We start from the raw sequence: 21,876 nt of genomic DNA, 5'->3' as shown, positions 1-21,876 counted from the left end.
TCGTGCCAATCCCATTGACCCGGGGGCGGCCGGGCTGTTATGATTATCTTGGGTTTCATTGTCCGAATTTTTCCAACTGAAAAGGAGGTTCCTTATGGGTCGATATACATACCAGAAGCGGCCCGGGCAGCCCGATGCCGCACCACGTCAGGCTGCCCGGCCCAACCTGGCCCAGGCTGTGTCCAACAGCGCGGCGCTCGATATGCTGGACCATGTGCAGGAGCGCCCGCAGGCCCAGATCCCCGCAGCCGAGGCCGAGGCCGACCGGCTGTCCGCCTCTGTGACCAGCGGCGGGCCCGAGGCGGTCAAGGCCGCCATGGGCCGGCGGCTGGGGGCGGATTTCTCGGGCATACGGTTCCACATGGGGGACCAGGCCGAGGCCAAGGCGGAGGCCATGAACGCCCGGGCCTATACCTCGGGCGCAGACATCTACTTTGGCGAGGGCGGCTTTGATCCCTCCGTGGCCGCCCACGAGCTGGTACACACCGCCCAGCAGGGCGTCGTGGCCGCCAGCACCCCCACCGTTGCCACACCTGTGGGAGGGGTGCAGAGGATCTATAATATTTTCAGCAAAAAAGCCAGAGAGGAGCATGCCAACCAGAAGGCGGCGGAGAAAGCAGAAAAGGAGCGCCAAGCGCTCATAGAGCAGCAACGGCAGGAAGCCGCCGCCAGACAGCGGGCGGCACAGGCAACTGCTTTCGTGAACAACATGCGAAACGGGCAGCAAAGCCGTCCGGGGAGCAGCCTTATCTTGAAGCGCCCCGCAAACTCTGCTCCGGATCCCTCTATCAATGAAGAGAGCCTAGGCGAAAAGGTTGAATCGGCCGCTGATGTTGCTTCCGTCGTTGGCGATTACGGTTCTAGCGCACTCGACTTTGCCACCTCCTTGCAGGAGGCAAAGTTCATCCCCCAGACGGGCATGAACGAATCGACCGGCGTTGTGGGCGGCGTGAATATTGCGACGGGTCTCTACGGTGCATATCAGGACGTGAAAGGCCTTAAAAACGCGAAAGACAAGCAAGAAAAAGCGAAACACGGCATTGGTCTGGCAGGCAATTTGTCTTCCATTGGCGGCGGCGCTGCCACAATTGCCAAGGCAGCAGGAAGCAGTATAGCCTCCAGTGTTGCGCCCGGATTTGATATCGCTACCGGCGCTCTTTCCGTGGCCCAGGGTGCAAGGCAGGTGCACGAGGCCCGCAAACAAGTCAACGGCCTGAATGATTTCATGGAGAACAACTATGGAGTGAGCCTCAGCAGCTCCAAAGATGCCAAGCGAGTCAGAAAAGAGGCACGGAATATGATAGAGGATTCCGATGACCGCATCCTGTGGGACAGCGCCGTCATCGGCAAAATGGAGGGCACCCGCGGCAAGATCAAGGGATCGGGCAAGATCGTCACCGGCGCGGTGGACGCAGCCGCCGGCATCGCCGAGCTTTCGGGCGCCGGCGCCGCCGCCGGCGTTGGCCTCAAAGCCGGCAGCCTTGTAGCGAAAGGCGGCTTTGCCATTGCCAACCAGGTCCAGAAGAGACGGGTCAAGAATAAAGTCCTTGAGCAGACCGGTATGAACCAAACCCTGGACGATTATATGCAGCAGACCGGCATCACCGACCGCAAAGAGGCCAAGCATACTCTGCTGAAAGCTATGGGTTACGAGAGCGGCAAGTTTAAAGAACTGGTGGCCGACCAGATCAACCAGCGCGCCAGCCGCATTATCGAAATGGCAAAGGGTCAGAGCGCTCCAGACTCCACCGATACCGATGAGGATAGACAGAACAAGAGCAGCAAAGCAGCCTCTTTCCTGAGCGCCATGGGTATTGAAACGAGCGCAGATAAACTCACAGGTGATGCAGAAGAGGCCGAAAGAGTCCGTCAGCTGCTCATCCAGAAGATGGGCCAGGGCTGACGCTTTGCAGCACATCCAACACGGCCCCGCCCGCAGGCCGCACTAAAAACAAGGAGATGATCGTATGCCTAACCAAAAGCATGATATTCTCGCCACCGTACAGAACCTCCTGGAGGTCACTTTGGGGGAGGGCGCGACCGAGCTTACCGAAGAGGAAAACGTTTTGTTCCTGCGGCTGTTCCCGGCACTGCTCGCCAACGGGAACGGACACGTCTACATGGAGATTTGCATCATCGACTACAGCGATGAGCTGAGCGTTGCACAGGTGTATTCTACCATGATCCCCAAACCCGGGCCTCACTCCGACGATCTGAACGGCTATCTCGCTGACTGGAACCTCCATTCCGCCGCCGGCGCTTACGGTCTCTACGGCGACCAGAAACAGCTCTACCACAAGCTGAATATCGCCCTCGTCAATTCCGAATCCGTGGAGAGCCGGGCAAACGCCCTGTTTGCCGGCATCTGCCTGGCCATGGACGAAATGGCCCGCCGTCTGCCCGAGGCCTTCCAGATCGCCTTTGGGGATTCGACCCAGTAAATCCCCGCAAACGCTATAGACCAAAAACCGGCCGCACCAAGCTCTCGTTTTGGTGCGGCTTTTTGCGCCCTTGCCAAAAGGCGCTGCGGCGCTTATAATAAAAGGCGTAAGCATACCGTGCCCCCGCCCTCTGCGGCTGCGGGGCTGCCATAAAGGAGTTCCAAGTTATGAAATTAGGCATCGTCGGGCTGCCCAATGTGGGCAAGTCCACCCTTTTCAACGCCATCACCTCGACCCGCAACGCCGAGGCGGCCAACTACCCCTTCTGCACCATCGAGCCCAACAGCGGCATCGTGGCGGTGCCCGACCCCCGGCTGGACAAGCTGGCCGAGGTGTGGCAGACCAACAAAAAGACCCCCGCCATCGTGGAGTTCGTGGACATCGCGGGCCTGGTCAAGGGCGCGTCCCAGGGCGCGGGCCTGGGCAACAAGTTCCTGGGCCATATCCGGGAGTGCGACGCGCTGGTGCACGTGGTGCGCTGCTTTGACGACGACAACATCATCCATGTGGTGGAGGACGTCACCAAGGCCGAGGCGGTGGACCCCATCGCCGACATCGACGTCATCGACTACGAGTTGATCCTCTCGGACCTGGAAGTGGTGCAGAACCGCGCCGGCCGGATGGCCAAGGCCGCCAAGAGCGGCAACAACAAGGGCGCCGCCGCCGAAGCCGCCTGGCTGGAACAGCTGGCCGCCCACTTGAGCGAGGGCAAGCCCGCCCGCAGCTTTGCCTGGGACGAGAGCGACGCCGACCAGGCCGCCGTGCTGCGCGAGATGGGCCTGCTGAGCGCAAAGCCCGTGCTCTACGCCTGCAACGTGGGCGAGGACGACCTGATGGAGGGCATCGAAAACAATCGCTACATCCCCCTGGTGTCCCAGCGGGCCGCCCAGGAGGGCGCCAAGGTGATCCCCATCTGCGCCCGCACCGAGGAAGACATCGCCGATTACAGCCCCGAGGAAAAGAAGGCGTTCCTGGCCGAAATGGGCATCCAGGCCAGCGGTCTGGACAACCTGATCACCGCCAGCTACGATCTGCTGGGCCTCATCTCCTTCCTCACCGACGGCAAAAAGGAGTGCCGCGCCTGGACCATCCGCAAGGGCACCAAGGCCCCCCAGGCCGCCGGCAAGATCCACAGCGACTTCGAGCGGGGCTTCATCCGGGCCAGCGTCATCCACTATCCCGACCTGGAAGCCGCCGGTTTCGACTACGCCGCCGTCAAGGCCAAGGGCCTGCAGCACACCGAGGGCAAGGAATACATCGTACAGGACGGGGACGTGATCGAGTTCCTGTTCAATGTCTAAGGGGGTAGACAGGATGGTCTTTGGCATCATGGGCGCCATGCCCGAAGAAGTGGATCAGCTGTGCGCCAGGCTCTCCGGCGTGACGGTGGAGGACTACGGCGGGGTGCGCTACCACAAGGGCGCCCTGGCGGGCCGTCCGGTGGTGGTATGCTGTGCCGGCATGGGCAAGGCCAATGCCGCCGCTGCCACCCAGGTGCTCATCACCCGGTACGGCGCCGGACAGATCATCTTTTCGGGCATCGCCGGCAACATGACCGATAAGGTCGGCATCGGGGATGTGGTGATCGGCAAGACCGTCTTTTACCACGACGCCCAGCTGGATATGATCAGCCAGAACCCGCCCTACCTCACCGAATACACCGGCGACCCGGCCCTGATCGCAGCCGCCGAGGCCGCCTGCACTGAGGCAGGGGTGCACTATATTACAGGCCGTATTGCAACGGGCGATCTGTTCATTGGGGACAGTGCTTCCAAGGCGGCCATCGCCGCCAAATGCGCCCCCGACTGCGTGGAGATGGAGGGTGCCGCCGTCAGCCAGATCGCGGCCAAGAACGGCGTGCCCTGTGTCATCCTGCGTGCCATGAGCGACAACGCCGACGAGGACGGCTACGAGGTGCTGGTGGTCCGTGACTTCAGCATCGCGGAATATGTAGCCACCGCCACCCGGATCGTGGCGGGGATGATCGAGCGGCTGTGACCCAAATCCCCCATACAGCAAACGCTGCCCGTCCCGGCGTGGGGCGGACAGCGTTTTTTGTTTTTTCTGCGTCCTTTTATCCTCGCTGTTGAGGTTTTGGCGCGGCCGGGTTTCAAAGGAACTGCTCGAGTTTGAGGCGGTTGGCCTCCTGAAAGGCCTGCAGCCTGCGCATCAGGTCCTTGGTGCCGGGGGTGGCGTTGGGGTAATCCCGCTGGCACTTGATGCAGTCCATCACGCCCTGGCTGCTCCCCTCGGCCAGCATTTCGGCCAGGTTGCGGGTGGAGCGGTCGGCCATGGTCCTCAGTCCAATGCCCATCCTGGTGTTCAGCTTGGCCAGGGCGGACTGACCCTGGGCGCGGCCCCCGTGGGCGTCGAGGCCGGCGTGGGCCTCCTGGTTCAGTTCCTGGTAGCCGCTGCGCTGGCGGATCAGCTCATCCTTGAAGCCGCGGTCGCTGGCCATGGGCAGGATCTGGGCCAGGGTGTTCTTGCCCATCTCGGTGTTCTGCACCACTGCCTCCAGCATATTCAAGTCGTCGTTTTTCTGGTGTTCCATCCAAAAAAGCCTCCCTTCGGTATTAGGGTGTACCAAAGGAAGGCTCTTATTCTTCGCGCAGCTGCGCTGTATGATTCAACAGCGGGTATGATTCAGGCGTCTTTTTCCTCTGCGGCGCAGATGCGGTTGCCGCCCCCCTCCGATGCCGTGCGCAGGCGCTGGCCGCACAGGCGGTACAGCCCGTCCCAGCAGCGGCAGCCCTGGGGCAGCTCCCCGGTGTCCGCCACCCCGATGGACAGGGTGTAGGAGATCCGGTTCATCATGCCGGTCCCGGCCACGCACTCGCAGGGCATCTCGCTGTAATAGCGGGCCATCTCCTCTTTCAGCTCTGCGGCGGACATCTTGTCGCAGGCGATCAGCAAAAGGCCCCCCTGCAGCCGGCAGACGATCCGGCTGCCGGGCTGGTCGTAGTGCTTCTTCCACTGGTTGGCGATGGTGCACACCACCTGGTCCAGGGCGGGCTGGCCATAAGTGTATTGCAGCCGGTCGGCCCCATCCAGGGAGACCAGGGCCGCGGCCACACGGCCGCCCGCCCGCACGTCCGCCTCCAGCTCGGCGCTGAACACCGTCTCGATATACCGCCGGTTGTAAGCGCCGGTCAGGAAGTCATGGTTCATGTCCTCCCGCACCAGCTCCCGCTCCCGCTCGGTCATCCGGTCCTCCGGCAGAGTGTTGCCCGCCAGAGGAGCGCTCATCTGGACGCCGTACCAGACGCCGTCCACCAGGATGCGGCGGCGCAGCACACAGCTCACCTGTCCGCCGCCCTGCTCGTAGCTCACCTGCACGGCATCGTCCTGCCAGTGGTCTGCGCATTCCTGCGGCAGCTCCACCACGCTGACGTCTTCGAATACAGCCTGCAGCGCTTGGGTCAGCGCCTGCAGACCCCGTTCCGTATATCCTTTTTCCATAAGCTGCTCCCCCGCTGTGCGCCGTCCCGCACAAGGGCCGCCAAGCGGCAGCCCTTTGGACGGCTGCAATTCCCTTTTCGGCCCATGCGGCAGGCCGGCGCAGCACCTAGATATCCCCCCAGTGCCCCGGCTTTGCAAAGGCCCGGGCAGGCCATACGCCCGCCCACTTGTCTAAATAACCAGCATATGTAAATTATATCACGAAGCCTGCAATATTTCCAGACAGCCGGGCAACATTTCGCGGCAGCCTGCAAAAGTTTGTCATTCTGCCAAAAGAACATCCTTCACGCGGCAGCAGACCTCGCATTCCTGCCGGATTTCTGCCGCCAGAGCCGGGGTATCAAAGCCCGGTTTGGCCCGCCAGGCCCAGTTGCCGCCCAGGCGGCCGGGGGTGTTCAGGTGCGCTTGTTCCCCCAGGCCCAGCCAATCGTACAGGGGGATGATGGCGCGGCTGGCCGCCGAACCCAAAGCGGCGCGCAGCAGGTACTGCCGGGCCGTGGCGGTCTTGACGGCGGCGGCCTGGGCGGCGGTGGGCTTGATGGCGCTGGTCATGTGCAGGTAGGCGGCGGCGTTCTGCTTTTCGGCCTTGGTGGCCACATGGTCCCACCAGGCGCTGATGGTGGTGTTGTCGTGGGTGCCGGGATAGACCACGCAGTTGCGGATGTGGTTGTGGGGCAGATACTCATTGTCCCCGCCGGTGAACGCGAATTGGAGCACCTTCATGCCGGGGAAGCCGCTGTCGGCCAGCAGCTGCCGGACGCTGTCGTTCAGGTCGCCCAGATCCTCCGCGATGATGGGAAGCCGGCCCAGCGCATTCTCCAGGGCGCGGAACAGCTCCATGCCGGGGCCTTTTTCCCACCGGCCGGTCTTGGCCGTGGCGCTGCCCGCCGGGACCGCCCAGTAGCTGTCAAAGCCGCGGAAGTGGTCGATCCGCACCAGGTCGTAGATGGCGGCGGCGTGGCGCACCCGCTTGATCCACCAGGCAAAGCCGGTGCGGCGGTGGTAGTCCCAGTCGTACAGGGGGTTGCCCCACAGCTGGCCGTCCGCCGCAAAGTAATCCGGGGGGCAGCCCGCCACACGAGCGAAGTTGCCCTCGCCGTCCAGCTCGAACAGGCTGCCGCCCACCCAGGCGTCCACCGAATCCGCCGAGACATAGATGGGCATATCCCCCAGGATCTGGACGCCCTTGCCGTTGGCATAGGCTTTCAGCTTTTTCCACTGCTTGTCAAACTGGTACTGGAGGAACTTCCAAAAGCCGATCTCTTCCTCGTGCTCCCCGACGTACCGGGCCAGGGCCTCCGGGTCCCGCAGGCGGTACTCTTTGGGCCACTGGGTCCAGGGCTTCATCTCGTAGGCCGCTTTCAGGGCCATATAGAGGGCGTAATCATCCAGCCAGCCCTCGCTGGCCAGGGTGAAGGCGTAGTAGTCGTCGGGATAGTACATCCCGCAGCCATAGCGCCCCCGGCAGGATGCCCGCCAAGCGGCGTAGGCGGCCCGCAGCAGGGCATAGCGGCCGTTGTACAGCGCGCCGTAGTCCACCGCCTCGGGGTCCGAGCCAAAGTCTGCCTCGTCCAGCTGGTCCCGGTCCAGCAGCCCCTCCTGGCACAGGGCTTCCAGATCGATGAAATAGGGGTTGCCCGCAAAGGCGGAGCAGCTCTGATAGGGGCTGTCCCCATAGCCGGTGGGGCTGAGGGGCAGGATCTGCCAGATGCTCTGGCCTGCCGCCGCCAGGAAATCCACAAATTTCACTGCCTCCGCACTGAAACAGCCGATCCCATAGGGGCCTGGCAGGCTGGAGACCGGCATCAAAATTCCACTTTCACGCATGATGTTCCGTTCCTCTCTTTTTTCAACGCGCCGCAGCGCTTGCAGGTGCGGCCTGGGGGCGCGCCAAAGCGGCCGCCGGGCCCGGCCGGGGCCCCGGATCGCAGCTTTTCGGGCGCACCCTGCATCTTTTCTTATGATAACACAACTGCTGGCTATTTTCCACAGGCAAAAATCGTGGTATACTGGGTTATATCTGCCCGGCCCGCAGGGCTTTGCAGAGCAGCCGGCCGGCCCGGCCGCGCCACAGATTCAGAGAGGGGATCATTGACCATGCACCGCACCCAAACCTACTATCAGCAGGACGCCTACCGCACCCGGGCGTCCTCCCTCATCCTGGCCGCAGAGCCCCTGCCGGGGGGCGGAGGCCGCATCGCCTTTGAGGGCACCGTCTTTTATCCCGAGGGGGGCGGCCAGCCCGCCGACCGGGGCACCCTGACCCTGCCGGACGGCGCCCGCCTTGCCGTCACCGATGTCCATGAAAAGGACGGGGTGATCTGGCACCGGGTGGACGCTTTGCCCCCCGCCGCCGTCCCCGGGGCCGAGGTGACCCAGCAGATCGACTGGGACTGGCGGTTCGACAAGATGCAGCAGCACACCGGCGAACACATCCTGTCGGGCACCCTGCACCGGCTGTTCGGCGCCGAGAACGTGGGCTTCCACATCGGCAGCGAGGCGGTGCGGATGGACACCAGCGTCCCCATCAGCCCCGAGGGTCTGCTGCAGGCCGAGACCGAAGCCAACCGCTTTGTCTGGCAGGACCTGCCGGTGCAGGTCAGCTATCCCGACCCCCGCCAGCTGGCGCAGATGTCCTACCGCAGCAAAAAGGAGATCCAGGGCCAGGTGCGGATCGTCACCATCCCCGGGGCGGATGTATGCGCCTGCTGCGGCACCCACACCGCCACCACCGGCCAGGTGGGTCTGATCAAGATCGTCTCGGCGGAGCACTACAAGGGCGGCATGCGCCTGGCGGTGCTGTGCGGGGCGCGGGCCCTGGCCGGGATGCAGGCCATGCAGGCCCGTCAGAGCCAGATCGTGGCCGAGCTGAGCGCCAAGCCCGCCGAGACCGCCAACGCGGTGCGCCGGATGCACAAAGAGCTGACCGACCTGCAGTACCTCCACTATGGGGTGTGCAGCCAGCTGTTTGACGCCCTGGCGGAAGCGGCGGACCCCCACGGGGACGCCATCCGTCTGGTGCCCGGCCTGGACCCCGACGGGCTGCACCGGCTGGCTTTGCGGCTGACCCAGGCCACCGACGGCCTGTGCGCCGCCCTGACCCCCACCGAAAAGGGCTGCGGCTACTGCCTGGCCCACCGGGAGGGGGATGTCCGCCCCCTGGTCAAAGCCCTCAACGCCGCCTTTGCGGGCCGGGGCGGGGGCAAGCCCGCCATCTGCCAGGGCAGCTGCGCCGGACAGGCCCAGGATGTGGCCGCCTTCCTGGCGGGCCGCTGAATCTTATTTGCGATACGACAAGGAGAACAAAACACCATGCGCATGCGTTTCAAGCCTTACGCGCGGGCAGAGCTTCTGGCCGCCGATTTCCACATCCACGACCCCTTCCACCTGCAGGGCCAGTGGCACCAGCAGTTTGCCCGGCCCCAGCAGCCTCTGGTCCTGGAGCTGGGCTGCGGCAAGGGAGGGTTCATCTCCCAGCTGGCCGCCGCCCACCCCGAAAACAACTACCTGGGCATCGACATCACCGACAAGGTGCTGATCCTGGCCAAGCGGAAGATCGAGGCCGCCTACGCTGCCGCCGGCCGCCCCATCGACAACGTGCGGATCATGAGCGTGGACATCGAGCGGATCCGCACCATCCTCTCCCCCGAGGACACAGTCAGCCGGATCTATATCAATTTCTGCAACCCCTGGAGCAAAAATGCCTCCTCCAACAAGCACCGGCTGACCCATCCCCGGCAGCTGATCCAATACCGGGACTTTTTGGCCGACGGGGGCGAGATCTATTTCAAGACCGACGACGACGATCTGTTCCGGGACAGCCTGGGCTATTTCCCCGCGGCGGGGTACGAGATCACCTGGCAGACGTACGACCTGCACCAGGACGAGCCCGCCTGGAACATCCGCACCGAACACGAGGGGATGTTCACCGAAATGGGCATCAAGATCAAGGCCCTCATCGCCCGCAAGCTGCCCGGCCCGGACAGCGTCACCTGGGTGGAGCCCAAGCGCCGGGCCGCCCCCGAAGGACCCACCCCCGCCGGCGCGGACTGATCCGCCGCACCACACATCCTGACTCGGGAGGCACGCCATGCCCTTCACCTTTTATCAGATCGCAGCCTATTTTCTGATCTACTCCTGCCTGGGGTGGTGCGTCGAGGTGGCCTATGCCGCCGTCACCACCGGCAAACTGGTCAACCGCGGATTTTTGAACGGGCCCGTCTGCCCCATCTACGGCTTCGGGATGCTGGCCCTCCTGTTTTTGCTGCGTCCGGTCCTGGACAACAACCTGCTTCTGTTTGCCGGCGGGATGCTCATCCCCAGCCTCATCGAGCTGGCGGGAGGCTGGGTGCTCTACCGCCTGTACCACACCCGCTGGTGGGACTACACCGACCGGCCCTTCAACCTCGGGGGCTACATCTGCCTGGAGTTCTCCCTGTACTGGGGGCTGGGGGCGGTGTTTGTGATGAAGCTGGTTCACCCCACGGTGGCCGCCCTGGTGGACTTTGTGCCCGTCACCCTGGGGTGGGTCCTCATCGGCGCGCTGTACCTGGTGTACGCCGCGGATCTGGTGGCCACCACCATCGCCGCAGCCGGCCTGGCCGCCGAACTGGAGGCCCTGGAAAAGATCGCCGACGGCATCCACGCCGTCAGCGACGCCATGACCGGGCTGATCGGTTCCACCGCCATGGACGCCGACCAGAAGCTGGACGAGAGCCGGCTGCAGCTCAAGCTGGCGGGGGCCGAACTGCGCACCGCCGGGGCCAGGCTGTCGGTCCATGAGATGCGCCAGATGACCCGGGCCGCCCGCGCCAAGGCGGAGGAGGCCATCCAGGCCGCCCGGATGGCCCTGCCCAGCGGCGCCGAACAGCAGCAGCGGCTGGCCCGCCTGGCGGCCGAGCTGGAGGCCCGCGCGGAGGAGATGCAGGCCCAGCTCCAGGCGCAGCTGCAGCGCCGCGGCCCCTTCAGCCCGGGCCGCCTGCTGAACGCCTTCCCGCGGCTGCGCCATGGCAGCCGCCGCCTCTCGCTGGACGCTCTGCGCCGCCAGCTCCAGGGCGGGCGCGGCCCCGGCAGCCGGGAGGACAGGGATAAATGACAAAAACACCGGGCCGCCGGGGGATGACGCCCCGCAGCAGCCCGGTGTTTGTATATGTTTGGGATGGTCCCCGCCTCAGGCGAACTGGGAGGGATACAGCACGAAGTTGACTTCCTGGCCGGCCAGACGGTAGACCAGACGGAAGGTCTGGAGGTTCTCGGTGATCTGACCGATGCAGTCGAGGTAGGATGCGCCCTCGGGGATGTCGGCCCAGGTCTGGGCCTCCCGGGGCTCGCCGGCGGTGCCGGTGTAGCAGACTACGCCGAAGTTGCCCCGGCCGTTGAGGTACAGGCCGTTGTTGTAGGCCCACAGCACGGCCGGCGCGTCCACCATCTTGTTGGCGTTGGGATAGGTGGTCCGCACGTCGGCATCCTCCTCCGACTCATAGAAGTGGTCGCGGATCACCTCGTCGGTGTAGTTCCGCTCGAACCAGTCGATGCTGTACCGCTTGTTGTACAGCTCGATCTCCTCGCCGGTGTTGTTGTTCACCTCGATGTGCAGATAGACATACCGCTGGTTGTCGTCGATCTTGAGCTGGAAATTCTCCGCCAGGTCCTCGTTGCGGCCCGCGGTGATCTCCCGCGCCTGGGTGATGGCCATGGTGAACGTGCCGCCCTTCTTGTCGGTCCAGGATGCCACTTCGTTCAGGCCATATTCGGTATCAAAGCGGGTGCATCCGCCCAAAAGGCTGCTGGACGCCAGGGCCAGGGCGCCTATGCCGGCGCACCTCATAAAGTTTCTGCGGGAGATCTTGCAAGACATAGGGATGTCCTCCTTCACATTTGATACGCCGCCCCGGCCCCAAAGACGGCTGCGGCAGCATTTTGATCCTGGTTTGATTCTATCACAGGGGGCGGGATGTGTCAATCAAGGCCCAGGATTTTTCATACGTTACGTCCTTTTTTAGACGCCGGGCGATGGGGCGTTTTTCTGCCCTTATCCCCTTGCGGCGCCGGCCGCACCCAGCTGTGCGCCCTGGGCCTGGACTGCCCCTACTACGCAGACCCGGACCAGCCGTGACCGCATCCGCCGCCCGCCCAAAGGGCGGCGGCCTTTTTGGGAGGTCCATTGACTTTCCGGCCCAAAACCGGTACACTGAGAGATGTATGCAAAAGTTTCAGCTGCGGCCCGCCGTCCGGCCGGACTGCAGGGAGAAAACGGAGGTTCATCCTGATGAAGATCGCGCTTATCAACGAAAACAGCCAGGCCGCCAAGAACGGCATCATCCTGGCCGCCCTCAAGAAGGCGGTGGAGCCCATGGGCCACGAAGTGGTCAACTACGGCATGTACGCCGCCGATGACGCCGCCCAGCTGACCTATGTCCAGAACGGCATCCTGGCCGCCATCCTGCTCAACAGCGGCGCCGCCGATTATGTGGTCACCGGCTGCGGCACCGGCGAGGGCGCCATGCTGGCTCTGAACAGCTTCCCCGGGGTGCTGTGCGGCCATGTGGAGGACCCTGTGGACGCCTACACCTTCGCCCACGTCAACGACGGCAACGCCGTGGCCCTGCCCTTTGCCAAAGGCTTTGGCTGGGGCGGTGAGCTCAACCTGGAGTATATCTTCGAGAAGCTGTTCGGCTTTGGCCACGGCCAGGGCTACCCCAAAGAGCGCCGGGAGCCCGAGCAGCGGAACAAGAAGATCCTGGACGGGGTGCGGGCCCAGACCTTCCGTCCCCTCATCGACTGCCTGAAGAGCCTCGATCAGGATCTGGTCAAGGGTGCCGTGGCCGGCGAGCAGTTCAGCCAGCTGTTCTTCCCCGCCTGCAAGGACCAGGCCCTGGCCGACTACGTCAAGACCCTGCTGGACTAACCCCTTTTGAAAGGAGCCGCCCCCATGCTGCACCTGCTGGAGCAAATGGATATCGGGATGGATACCGCCCTGGCGGTGGCCGTCCCCCTCATCTCGGGCATTGCCGAGCTGATCGGCCTGCTGATCATCGTGGTCAGCCTGCTGCGCACCACCTACCACTACATGCGGGTGGTGCTGTTCCATGATGACTACGACTACCACCTCGAGATGAGCACCGGCCTGATCACCGCCCTGGAATTCCTGATGGCGGCCGAGGTGTCCAAGACCATCCTGCTGCCCAGCCTGGATGCGGTGCTTTTGCTGGTGGCCACCTTCGGTTCCCGCGCCCTGATGAGCATTTTGCTGCGGGTGGAAATGCGGTCGGAACGGGCCGAACGGGCCGAGGCCAAGCGGGACGAGCACCGGGCCGAACAGCGCGCCGTGCGCCAGTCCCGCGCCTTTGTGTGGCCCTGGCAGGACCGGGACGGCGGCCAGGACCAGGACCCCGGCAGCCGCGGGGAGTGATTTTGGCATTTTGACGAGCCAGCAGCGGTCTTTTTTGGAAGCGCTGTGGAATCAGACAAAATCTGCCGTCTCTCCTTGACATTTCCTACAAAGCGGGCTATACTGGCATCGCGGAAAGCAAAGGCGCTTACAGACAAGGTCTGTGAGCGCCTTTTTGCTTTCCGCTGCCCATACGCCCCCGTTGGGAGAGGATAGAGGGCTCTCTCAGCGGCAGGCCGCCCTGCCACACAGGCGCGGCGCGCAGGGCATTCTCCTTCTTCTTTTTCTTTCCTTTTACCAGATGCACAAAGCAAAGCAGCCCCTGTCCCCCCGCCTTCTTCGGCCTGACAGGGGCTGTTTTGTGTCTCGGCCAAGGCTGCCGCTTGCATTTTTGCCGCAGGTGTGCTACAATCACCACAGGCTGTATCTGAAAACGCCCCTGCCCCGCCCCGTTCTGCCGGGGAAGCGGTGCATCTGCACCTTCCCGGCGTTCGTCCGGCCTTGCGGGCGGCTTCTCCGATACATCCCAGTTTCATCCTGTCAAAGCGCGAGGGGGCGCAGCCCCCTTGGATGCGGACCATCAGGAGCGGATCCTGGACACAGCAGAGAGGGCTGCCGCCGCAGGCGCGGCGTGCTGCAAGCAGCCCGGCGTCCGGCCGCCCCTTACCACCGCGGAGCGCAGAGGCGAACCTCTGCCGGGCGTGCCCGTTACAGCACAGCGAGAGGCGCGGCCCCAGGGCTGCGCAATTCGGGTGGAACCGTGGAGCGGTCCGGCCAAATGTGGATACCGGCGCTTCATCCCGTGTAGGCTGTTTGCGGGATGAAGCGTCTTTTTGTTTACTTTTGAACCCGAGAAGAAAGGAAAACCGCCATGAAGATCATCTACAAAGACGGCACCGTTGCCGAGTGCCCCCAGGACCAGGAGCTGCACGTCCTGCGTCACACCGCCGCCCACATCATGGCCCAGGCCATCAAGCGCCTCTATCCCGAGGCTGACTTTGGCTACGGCCCCGCCACCGACAACGGCTTCTACTACGATGTAGACCTGGGCGACAAAAAGCTCTCCGACGAGGACCTGGCCGCCATCGAGAAGGAGATGCGCAAGATCACCAAGGAGAATCTGGCCATCAAGCCCTTCATCCTGCCCCGCCCCCAGGCCATCCAGCTGATGGAGGAGCGCAAGGAGAAGTTCAAGGTGGAGCACATCGGCGACCTGCCCGAGGACGCCGAGATCAGCTTCTTCCAGCAGGGCGAGTACGTTGATATGTGCATCGGACCCCACCTGACCTACACCAAGGGCCTGAAAGCCTTCAAGATCACCCAGCAGTCGGGCGCCTACTGGAAGGGCGACAAGGAAAACCAGATGCTGACCCGCATCAACGGCGTGGCCTTCCGCACCCAGGAAGAGCTGGATGCCTGGGAGAAGCAGCAGGAGGAGGCCCGCGCCCGGGATCACCGCAAGATCGGCAAGGAAATGCAGCTGTTCATGACCGACGACCTGGTGGGCCGCGGCCTGCCCATGTTCCTGCCCAACGGCTATGTGGTCTGGCAGGAGCTGGAAAACTATATCAAGGCCAAAGAGCGCGCCCGCGGCTACCAGCACGTCATGACCCCCTGCGTGGGCACCGTCAACCTCTACAAGACCTCCGGCCACTGGGACCACTACCGGGAGAATATGTTCCCCGCCATGGAGATGGAGGGCGAGAGCTATGTGCTGCGCCCCATGAACTGCCCCCACCACATGATGATCTACGCCAACCGTCCCCACTCCTACCGGCAGCTGCCCATCCGCATCGGCGAGATCGCCCATGACTTCCGCTACGAGGCCAGCGGCACCCTGAAGGGCATCGAGCGCGGCCGCCACTTCTGCCAGAACGACGCCCATCTGTTCGTCACCCCCAGCCAGATCAAGAGCGAGGTGGCCAACGTCTGCGACCTGATCTTTGAGGTGTACCGGGACTTCGGCATCACCGACTATCGCTGCGTGCTCAGCCTGCGGGACCCCAACGACAAGAAGAAATACCACGACGACGACGCCATGTGGGACCACGCCGAGACCGCCCTGCGGGAGGTGCTGACCGAACTGGGCATCGACTTCACCGAGGAGATCGGCGAGGCCGCCTTCTATGGCCCCAAGCTGGACGTCAACGTCAAGCCCGCCGTGGGCGCCGAGTACACTCTGTCCACCTGCCAGCTGGACTTCTGCCTGCCCGCCAAGTTCCACCTGACCTATGTGGACACCGACGGCACCGAAAAGACCCCCGTGGTGCTGCACCGCGCCATCCTGGGCTCCATCGACCGCTTCATGGCCTACCTGATCGAGGAGACCAAGGGCCGCTTCCCCACCTGGCTGGCCCCCACCCAGGTCAAGGTGCTGCCTGTGTCCGAAAAGACCCTCGACTACGCCAGCGAAGTGACCGACAAGCTGGCCTCTGCCGGCATCCGCGTGGTGCTGGACAGCGACAACGAGAAGATCGGCTACAAGATCCGCCAGGCCCAGCAGGTGGACCGTGTGCCCTATATGCTGGTGCTGGGCGCCAAGGAGGCCGAGGCCGGCAACATCTCGGTCCGCGACCGCAAGGGCGACACCACCGTGATGGAGCTGGACGCCTTCATCCGGCAGGTCTGCGATGAAATCGCCAACCGCACCCACGCCTGATCCCGCCCCACCCATCCGACAACACAACGCCCCGCCGTGCTGTTCCCACAAGACGCACGGCGGGGCGTTTTTCTCGTTTCGGCTCACAGGTCGATCCGCTGGTCCTGGTACAAGGGGTTCGCCAGCAGTTCGGGCGCAGGGCCTGTAAAGGCCGCGGCGGCCCTCTCGTCCCCTTGCAGCTGCCACATGAACCAGGCGGTCACATAGCCGTCGGCGCTGTACAGCATCTCCCCGTGGCCTTCCGCCTTCCGGCGTGCCAGGACCTTGGGGGCGTCGATCCGGTCGTACAGCTGCTGCAGGCCCTCCATCTGGATCACGTCCTTGCTCGCCGACGCCAGGATCAGGACCGGCACCCGGATGCCGGCGGGGTCATAGGGCATTTTGAGGGCCCGGGCTACCTCCACGTCGATGGGCGACAGGCTGACGGCGCATTGGTACAGCTCTTTATGGGGCGTGGCCCCAATGGCGTTGAACACCCCTACGCCCCCCTGTGAGTGGCCGCAGGCCCCCACCCGGTCCAGGTCTGCCTTGTCATAAAAGACGCTGTCGGGGTCTGCGTTCTTTTCCAGCAGCCATGTCAGAGCGGCTTCCGCCGAGTCCCCCGCATAGGTGCCGGGGTCATCGCTACCCAGCACGATGAACCCCCAGGAGGCCAAATGTTCAAACAGACTGGGGTATTTGGAGGCTCCCACCCCCGTGCCGTTGACCATCACCACCACCGGGTAGCGGGACTGGCTCTGGGGCAGCTCGGCAGGGTAATACATCACCAGGTCGCCCCACTCCTCCTGGGGAGCGGCAGCGGTGGTACAGGCCACCTCATAGCTGCCCATGGCCAGATATGCAGCTTCCACCGGGCCGCCGGTGGCTACCGATCCGGTATAGTCCTCCGGCACCGAGGGAGCCGCCGCCCAGCCGGCCAGGATCCCCCGGACGGCCGCCAGCATCAGCAGGACCAGCCCGGCCCTTTTCAGCAATTCCTTCATGTTGCACTCCTTTCCGCTCTGTTTCTGTACATTCAGAGTACCATATGCCGCCGCAGGATGCAAGAGGCGCAGAGAAAGGCAAAAAGAAAAAGCGATGGACCAAAGTCCATCGCTTTATGGCGCCTCTTGCCTGACTCGAACAGGCGACACCCTGATTAACAGTCAGGTGCTCTAACCGACTGAGCTAAAGAGGCATCTATAAAACGGCGCAAACCGTTTTATACGTGGTGACCCGTACCGGAATCGAACCGATGTTAAAGGCGTGAGAGGCCTCTGTCTTAACCGCTTGACCAACGGGCCTTATTCAGCTGGCGGGAGGCGACTCCCGACTTGGTTATTATAGCGCAGCCGGGGCTTGTTGTCAAGGGTCAATTTTTGATTTTTGTTGTATACAAACTCCTTGCACCGCCCCATCCCCCGGCGTATAATAAAGGCGGGTTCCAGGGCCGCGATCCCGGCCCGCCCAAAACCGAGGGATGTGAGGAAAATCTATGTTTCAGGGAAATCTTGTCTCTATTACAGCGCAGCAGGTGCTGGTCATGTTCCTGCTGATCCTGGTGGGCTACCTGGCCGTCCGGTTCCATATCCTGGATGCCGGGGCACGCCGCAGCTTTTCCAGCCTGCTCGTGAACATCGTGGTGCCCGCCATGATCGTCAACTCCTACATGACCGCCTTTGACCCCGAGATCCTGGCCAACCTGGTGCGCACCGCCCTGGTCAGCCTGGGGGTGCTTGTGGCCGGGCTGGCCGTGGCGCTGGCGTTCACCTGCCGGATGCGCCATCCGGACCGGCCCCTGATCCGTTTTGCCATCACCTTTTCCAACGCGGCCTATATGGGGTTCCCCCTCATCGAGGCCCTGTTCGGGGCCGAGGGTCTCCTGTACGCCAGCATTTTCAACACCTTTTTCAATATTCTGATCTGGACGGCAGGCATGGCCATCCTGGACCCCAAGGCGAGCCAGGGCAACCCCCTGCTGGAACTGGCCAAAAAGCCGGCCCTTCTGGCGGTGGCAGTCGGCCTGGCGCTCTATCTGGGTCAGATCCCGGTCCCCGCCCTGATCGCCCAGCCCATCAGCCTGCTGGGGGCCATGAATACCCCCCTGTCCATGCTGATCACCGGCGCCATCATCGCCACCAGCGACCTGCGCGCGGTCATACGCAGCGGCAGGCTGTGGCTGATCCTCGTTCTGCGGATGGCGGTCATCCCCGCCGTGTCCTTTTTGCTCTGCATGGCCACCGGCACCGGCGGGATGGTGGGCGCGGTGGTGATCCTGCTGGAGGCCTGCCCCTGCGCTGCCATCACATCGGTGTTTGCGGTGCAGTTCCGCTACGACGAGCAGCTGGGCGCCGGCGCGGTGGTCGCGTCCACCCTGCTGTCCATCTTCACCCTGCCCTTGTGCGCCCTGCTGGTCCAGATGATGGGGTGAGGGCTTTTCAGGGATTCCGGGCGCGCATGGCCATTTGGGTCATCAGCCGCCCGATGTACAAGGGATGCCGGTAAGAAAAGGCCATCTGCACTGCCTGCAGAGGCGAGTGGCAGATCACAAACCTCCTGGACCAAAAGTGCTTCGCCAGCCCATAGCCCACCTTTTTGGGGTCCGCTTTGAACTCTTTGGGGATGGGCAGACCGCTTGCCGAGGCGGTGTCGGTCAGAGGCGGATGAAACAGATGGAACGAGATGCCGTCGGCGGCATTTTCAATGTCCAGGCATTTGGCCAGGGACTCGATGGCGCCCTTGCTGGACGCCGGCGGCCAAAAAGCAAACAAAAAATCCCGTGCGCATACAGCACACGGGATGAGGTCTGGTGCACCTCCAGGGACTCGAACCCTGGGCCCACTGATTAAGAGGAAGCAAGAGGCATTTTTCGTCCAGATTGATTTTTATGAAGATCCGATATTTTTAACTTGTTATCGCAATTTTTCTAGATATTCTTCTTTGCACCCTCTGCATTGTTTGCACCCATTTGCATCCATTGTCCAGCTTTTCAATGTGCAAAATATGTGCAGAAATGTGCAGGGAGCTTTAAAGCTGGGAAAAGTCTGGATTCCTCCTCTTTTGTAGATCATCACTTTCTTGCGTGCTTAATCGTCAAAAGTTCAATCCAATTCACGCTTTAATAATTCAAAATTAACTCCGGTTCTTCGGCAGGGTTTGAGACAAGGAAAATGGCCGTCCGCTACGCTCGATGCGTGATGGACGGCCGTTATTTTTAACCAAATTCAATGGTACTTTGTCCAGAAGAAACCAGTAACAATCAAACCGCCATATTTTCCCGGCAAATGATGTTTACCCATTGCTTTCAGCGCACTTTACAAGTATAAATCGCATCTTCTATCGAGAACGAAACCCACATTGGATCAGAACTTTCACCGCTTTCCTCTGGCATTTCAAACAGCCAGTGCATATATGCTCTTTCCTGCGGCTCAAGATAATCATAAGTTAGATCAAAACTGGTTCTCTCCGTATTCTCTACAACGTCAAAACAGCTATATTGATCACTGTTTTGATACCAAAGCTTTAGATTCATAATATCATCCATTTCAAATGTCTTGTTCGAACTATTATGGATCATAAAGCAGATATCAAAAAAGAGCATGCCGTCTTCAGCTGGGTAATACCTATCACTTTGTTCCGCATGATAAGGGTAAATTTCTTTTGCCCAATCTATATGTTCTACACAAAACTCCAGATCTTCTTTTGTCACGGTCTCCCCCAAGGTGTATTCTGTTGCAGAGACTCCTCCCATCGAATAAGTCCCGAACGGGGCTACATTTTTATCTTCCGATATTCCGATTGTTTCCCCATTTTCATCCTGCAGAGCAATGGTGTATTCCTCGGAATCAATGGTCAGGTCCACCTCTTTGAGATTGTGGGAGAACAGCCATTGATCTGAGAAAATAAACATATAGTGAATATAAGTTGTGCTCAAAGCAGGCATCACATCGTCTCGCACAATGCTCAGACTACCGCGGTTATGTTCTTCTACAGCAATGCTGCCATCCACTTCCTTAGAACCATCTGAGCATACCAAAACTCCTGAAATCAACTCATTGATTACCTTTTCAGCCGAGGTTTTGTTCCGATACTCTATGCACAGTTCCAGTACGTATTGATCATCACCAATCCCTTTTATGCTCGACCCGCTGCGCATGGGCGCCGTAGCTTCCCTGGCCAAATTGATATACTGAATGACAAACTCTGCCGTATCGCCGGACACCCGTTCACCAAGCGCAAGCGGTGTCGGCGGATTCAGATGGAAGGTGCCTTCTTCATTGATAGAAATTGTTGTTGATGAAGCGTCCGCAGTGATGGAACTTGACACTGCTGGTGTCGACATAACCTGGTCTTCTTTGATTTGCGGCGTGCTTCCGCAAGCCGTCAAAAAGCAAGCACAGCAAAGGGCGGCCAGCCAGTTCTGTTTTTTCATCTATCTTACCTCCTTATTTTTCGCTTGCACTTATGCAAATGCATACGCATCCATCAGCAATACCTTTGTCAAATGATGACCTGTTGTTGCAAACATAACGCTGCCCATAACCGTTATTTTTTGATCGAGGTATCTTTGTTCATCTTCCTGATTTTCAAAGCCAATTTGCATTTCCGAAATGACCTCTGTTTCTCCATTATATCCCAAGTAATCCGAATAAAGAGATTTTACAACGGGCTGATCCAGCTGCAGGATATAGACGGTTCCCTTATTCTTGGAGTTGATCTCATAATCTCTCTTTACCAAGGTTCCCGAAACCGACATGGTGTTTCCTTCATACAGAGGTCCTGTACTCTCTATGGATTCCGAGGTCTCAATTGGATCTGAAAAGTTCTCCAATAAGGTATTTCCTCGCAAAAGCTGCGCATTAAAATCATAGCTGGAGTTCGACCATAATACATCTTGTGCTACAAAGCACACCTGTTTATTTGTGAAGCAAAATAAGATGGTGTTTTCCGTATCATCTGGCAGAACAGATTTGTTCTTGAAATTGCCATCCGAGGCACGCGCTTCATTTTGGACTTCCTCGTTGATTGCAATACCGTAATCCTGAAAGAATGCCGTTATAGCTTCTCCAAAATGATCGTACGGCGCCGTCACATCATAACATTCGCTGTAATACAAATCGGAAGACACGCAAACTCCGTTTTCAAACTTGTACCCGGTGTACATAAAGTCTATGCTTCCGCCTCCCGTCTGGGTATAGGAGCAAACATACTGAAGCGAATGATCCTGATACTGCATCACCCAGCAGGAACGTTCCATGCCATCCGCAAAACTTCTTGCAACGGAATAGTCTTCACAGAAGAAATAATACCTGTCATCTTTTTGAACCAGCGTAACAGCCGCTATTTGGTCCACCCCAAGATTAGGCGTCAATACAATATTTTTTGAACTTTGCTCACCGGTATCCATCTGAATATATGCCCCAAGTACCGCAGTGGCACTTTGCTTTACCTGGTTTTCTTCCACTTCATATATGTTCAGAACAATGGAATATCCGCCTTCTTCAGACGTTTCATCCGGAACCGAGATGCACACCGCCATTTCGCAAATGTCATCCAGATCAAAATCCTGTATTTCGACTCCAAGAACGCCCCTTGGATTGAACCACTCATCGGAAAACGATTGCATGGAACCCTGCTGGTTTGGATCAAAGCTGCCATATTGGCTGACCAGCTTCACCAAAGCGTCTTCAAACAGGTCGTATTCATTGTTTCCGGCTGCTGCATTGTTGATTTTTCCCAAAACAGTTGCAAGGTTCCCGGACAGATTGTCTGTGGTCGTTGTTTGATCAGCCGAGTCTAAGCCGGCCGCAGCCGTGGAGGATTCTGTTTTACAGACATACACTCCCACCAACACCACCAAAGCGATGACTACCACCGTAAAAACAAGTGCAACCACAATTGGAATGCTCAGCCTATGCTTCGACGACTGTTTCATAAAGTCCTCCTAA

Annotated in this window: 19 protein-coding genes and 2 tRNA genes; 11 read left to right on the top strand and 10 right to left on the bottom strand. The window is 60.7% G+C overall.

Annotation, left to right across the window (positions count from 1 at the left end; genetic code table 11):
• The first annotated feature begins 94 nt into the window (after positions 1–94).
• The 4 genes from B5G12_RS06295 to B5G12_RS06280 all read left to right on the top strand — a co-directional run bounded on the left by B5G12_RS06295 (position 95) and on the right by B5G12_RS06280 (position 4,439).
• Positions 95–1,903: an eCIS core domain-containing protein gene (locus B5G12_RS06295; protein ID WP_087324296.1), complete on the top strand. Its 1,809-nt coding sequence runs from the start codon at positions 95–97 to the stop codon at positions 1,901–1,903.
• A 64-nt stretch (positions 1,904–1,967) separates the two neighbouring features.
• On the top strand, positions 1,968–2,441 hold the full coding sequence (locus tag B5G12_RS06290; RefSeq protein ID WP_087324295.1) for a hypothetical protein: 474 nt from the start codon (positions 1,968–1,970) through the stop codon (positions 2,439–2,441).
• A gap of 167 nt (positions 2,442–2,608) precedes the next feature.
• Positions 2,609–3,742 (top strand): redox-regulated ATPase YchF, encoded by a 1,134-nt coding sequence (ychF, locus tag B5G12_RS06285; RefSeq protein ID WP_087231397.1) that lies wholly within the window; start codon positions 2,609–2,611, stop codon positions 3,740–3,742.
• A 13-nt stretch (positions 3,743–3,755) separates the two neighbouring features.
• Entirely contained in the window at positions 3,756–4,439 is a 684-nt protein-coding gene (locus tag B5G12_RS06280) for a 5'-methylthioadenosine/adenosylhomocysteine nucleosidase (protein WP_087324294.1), read from the top strand.
• A 112-nt stretch (positions 4,440–4,551) separates the two neighbouring features.
• Here the strand turns inward: B5G12_RS06280 and B5G12_RS06275 are convergent, their stop codons facing one another.
• The 3 genes from B5G12_RS06275 to malQ form a co-directional block, all read right to left on the bottom strand.
• Complete coding sequence (locus tag B5G12_RS06275) at positions 4,552–4,992, bottom strand: hypothetical protein (protein WP_087231391.1); 441 nt, start codon at positions 4,990–4,992, stop codon at positions 4,552–4,554.
• Positions 4,993–5,084: 92 nt separating this feature from the next.
• The gene (locus B5G12_RS06270; RefSeq protein WP_087324293.1) at positions 5,085–5,900 is read right to left on the bottom strand and encodes a GGDEF domain-containing protein; all 816 of its coding nucleotides are present in this window, start codon (positions 5,898–5,900) and stop codon (positions 5,085–5,087) included.
• Positions 5,901–6,161: 261 nt separating this feature from the next.
• The gene (gene malQ, locus B5G12_RS06265; RefSeq protein WP_275532639.1) at positions 6,162–7,763 is read right to left on the bottom strand and encodes a 4-alpha-glucanotransferase; all 1,602 of its coding nucleotides are present in this window, start codon (positions 7,761–7,763) and stop codon (positions 6,162–6,164) included.
• Between the two features lie 234 nt (positions 7,764–7,997).
• Between malQ and B5G12_RS06260 the strand changes: the two genes are divergently transcribed.
• The 3 genes from B5G12_RS06260 to B5G12_RS06250 are packed head-to-tail and all read left to right on the top strand — an operon-like array spanning position 7,998 to position 10,995.
• Positions 7,998–9,176 (top strand): alanyl-tRNA editing protein, encoded by a 1,179-nt coding sequence (locus B5G12_RS06260; protein ID WP_087324339.1) that lies wholly within the window; start codon positions 7,998–8,000, stop codon positions 9,174–9,176.
• A 36-nt stretch (positions 9,177–9,212) separates the two neighbouring features.
• Positions 9,213–9,953 carry a tRNA (guanosine(46)-N7)-methyltransferase TrmB gene (trmB, locus tag B5G12_RS06255; RefSeq protein ID WP_087324291.1) on the top strand — a complete coding sequence of 247 codons (741 nt, stop codon included), beginning with the start codon at positions 9,213–9,215 and terminating at the stop codon, positions 9,951–9,953.
• Between the two features lie 37 nt (positions 9,954–9,990).
• Positions 9,991–10,995, top strand: a complete 1,005-nt coding sequence (locus B5G12_RS06250; RefSeq protein WP_087324290.1) for a putative ABC transporter permease — start codon at positions 9,991–9,993, stop codon at positions 10,993–10,995.
• Between the two features lie 75 nt (positions 10,996–11,070).
• Here the strand turns inward: B5G12_RS06250 and B5G12_RS06245 are convergent, their stop codons facing one another.
• Positions 11,071–11,757: a hypothetical protein gene (locus tag B5G12_RS06245; RefSeq protein WP_087324289.1), complete on the bottom strand. Its 687-nt coding sequence runs from the start codon at positions 11,755–11,757 to the stop codon at positions 11,071–11,073.
• Positions 11,758–12,168: 411 nt separating this feature from the next.
• Here B5G12_RS06245 and B5G12_RS06240 point away from each other — a divergent pair, with 411 nt between their 5' ends.
• From B5G12_RS06240 to thrS, 3 genes are all read left to right on the top strand, one after another.
• Entirely contained in the window at positions 12,169–12,807 is a 639-nt protein-coding gene (locus tag B5G12_RS06240) for an RpiB/LacA/LacB family sugar-phosphate isomerase (RefSeq protein WP_087231370.1), read from the top strand.
• 24 nt (positions 12,808–12,831) lie between these two features.
• Positions 12,832–13,311: a DUF1622 domain-containing protein gene (locus B5G12_RS06235; RefSeq protein WP_087324288.1), complete on the top strand. Its 480-nt coding sequence runs from the start codon at positions 12,832–12,834 to the stop codon at positions 13,309–13,311.
• Between the two features lie 850 nt (positions 13,312–14,161).
• On the top strand, positions 14,162–15,949 hold the full coding sequence (thrS, locus tag B5G12_RS06230) for a threonine--tRNA ligase (protein WP_087231364.1): 1,788 nt from the start codon (positions 14,162–14,164) through the stop codon (positions 15,947–15,949).
• A gap of 83 nt (positions 15,950–16,032) precedes the next feature.
• On the opposite strand, the gene B5G12_RS06225 is transcribed toward thrS, so the two are convergent.
• The 3 genes from B5G12_RS06225 to B5G12_RS06215 all read right to left on the bottom strand — a co-directional run bounded on the left by B5G12_RS06225 (position 16,033) and on the right by B5G12_RS06215 (position 17,232).
• Positions 16,033–16,932 (bottom strand): poly(ethylene terephthalate) hydrolase family protein, encoded by a 900-nt coding sequence (locus B5G12_RS06225; RefSeq protein ID WP_087324287.1) that lies wholly within the window; start codon positions 16,930–16,932, stop codon positions 16,033–16,035.
• A gap of 117 nt (positions 16,933–17,049) precedes the next feature.
• Positions 17,050–17,126, bottom strand: a tRNA-Asn gene (locus tag B5G12_RS06220).
• 31 nt (positions 17,127–17,157) lie between these two features.
• Positions 17,158–17,232 (bottom strand) — tRNA-Glu (locus tag B5G12_RS06215).
• A gap of 191 nt (positions 17,233–17,423) precedes the next feature.
• Between B5G12_RS06215 and B5G12_RS06210 the strand changes: the two genes are divergently transcribed.
• Positions 17,424–18,359 carry an AEC family transporter gene (locus B5G12_RS06210; RefSeq protein WP_087324286.1) on the top strand — a complete coding sequence of 312 codons (936 nt, stop codon included), beginning with the start codon at positions 17,424–17,426 and terminating at the stop codon, positions 18,357–18,359.
• A gap of 7 nt (positions 18,360–18,366) precedes the next feature.
• Here the strand turns inward: B5G12_RS06210 and B5G12_RS06205 are convergent, their stop codons facing one another.
• The 3 genes from B5G12_RS06205 to B5G12_RS06195 all read right to left on the bottom strand — a co-directional run bounded on the left by B5G12_RS06205 (position 18,367) and on the right by B5G12_RS06195 (position 21,863).
• The gene (locus tag B5G12_RS06205; RefSeq protein WP_087324285.1) at positions 18,367–18,699 is read right to left on the bottom strand and encodes an SDR family oxidoreductase; all 333 of its coding nucleotides are present in this window, start codon (positions 18,697–18,699) and stop codon (positions 18,367–18,369) included.
• 533 nt (positions 18,700–19,232) lie between these two features.
• Entirely contained in the window at positions 19,233–20,360 is a 1,128-nt protein-coding gene (locus tag B5G12_RS06200; RefSeq protein WP_087324284.1) for a YajG family lipoprotein, read from the bottom strand.
• Between the two features lie 30 nt (positions 20,361–20,390).
• The gene (locus B5G12_RS06195) at positions 20,391–21,863 is read right to left on the bottom strand and encodes a DUF4431 domain-containing protein (RefSeq protein ID WP_087324283.1); all 1,473 of its coding nucleotides are present in this window, start codon (positions 21,861–21,863) and stop codon (positions 20,391–20,393) included.
• Between the last annotated feature and the right edge of the window lie 13 nt (positions 21,864–21,876).

The sequence above is a fragment of the Faecalibacterium sp. An58 genome, assembly GCF_002161515.1.
In the GTDB taxonomy this organism is placed as follows: Bacteria; Bacillota; Clostridia; order Oscillospirales; family Ruminococcaceae; genus Faecalibacterium; species Faecalibacterium avium.
Note: the sequence above shows the minus strand (reverse complement) of the source record. Positions and strands in the feature narration are given on the sequence as shown.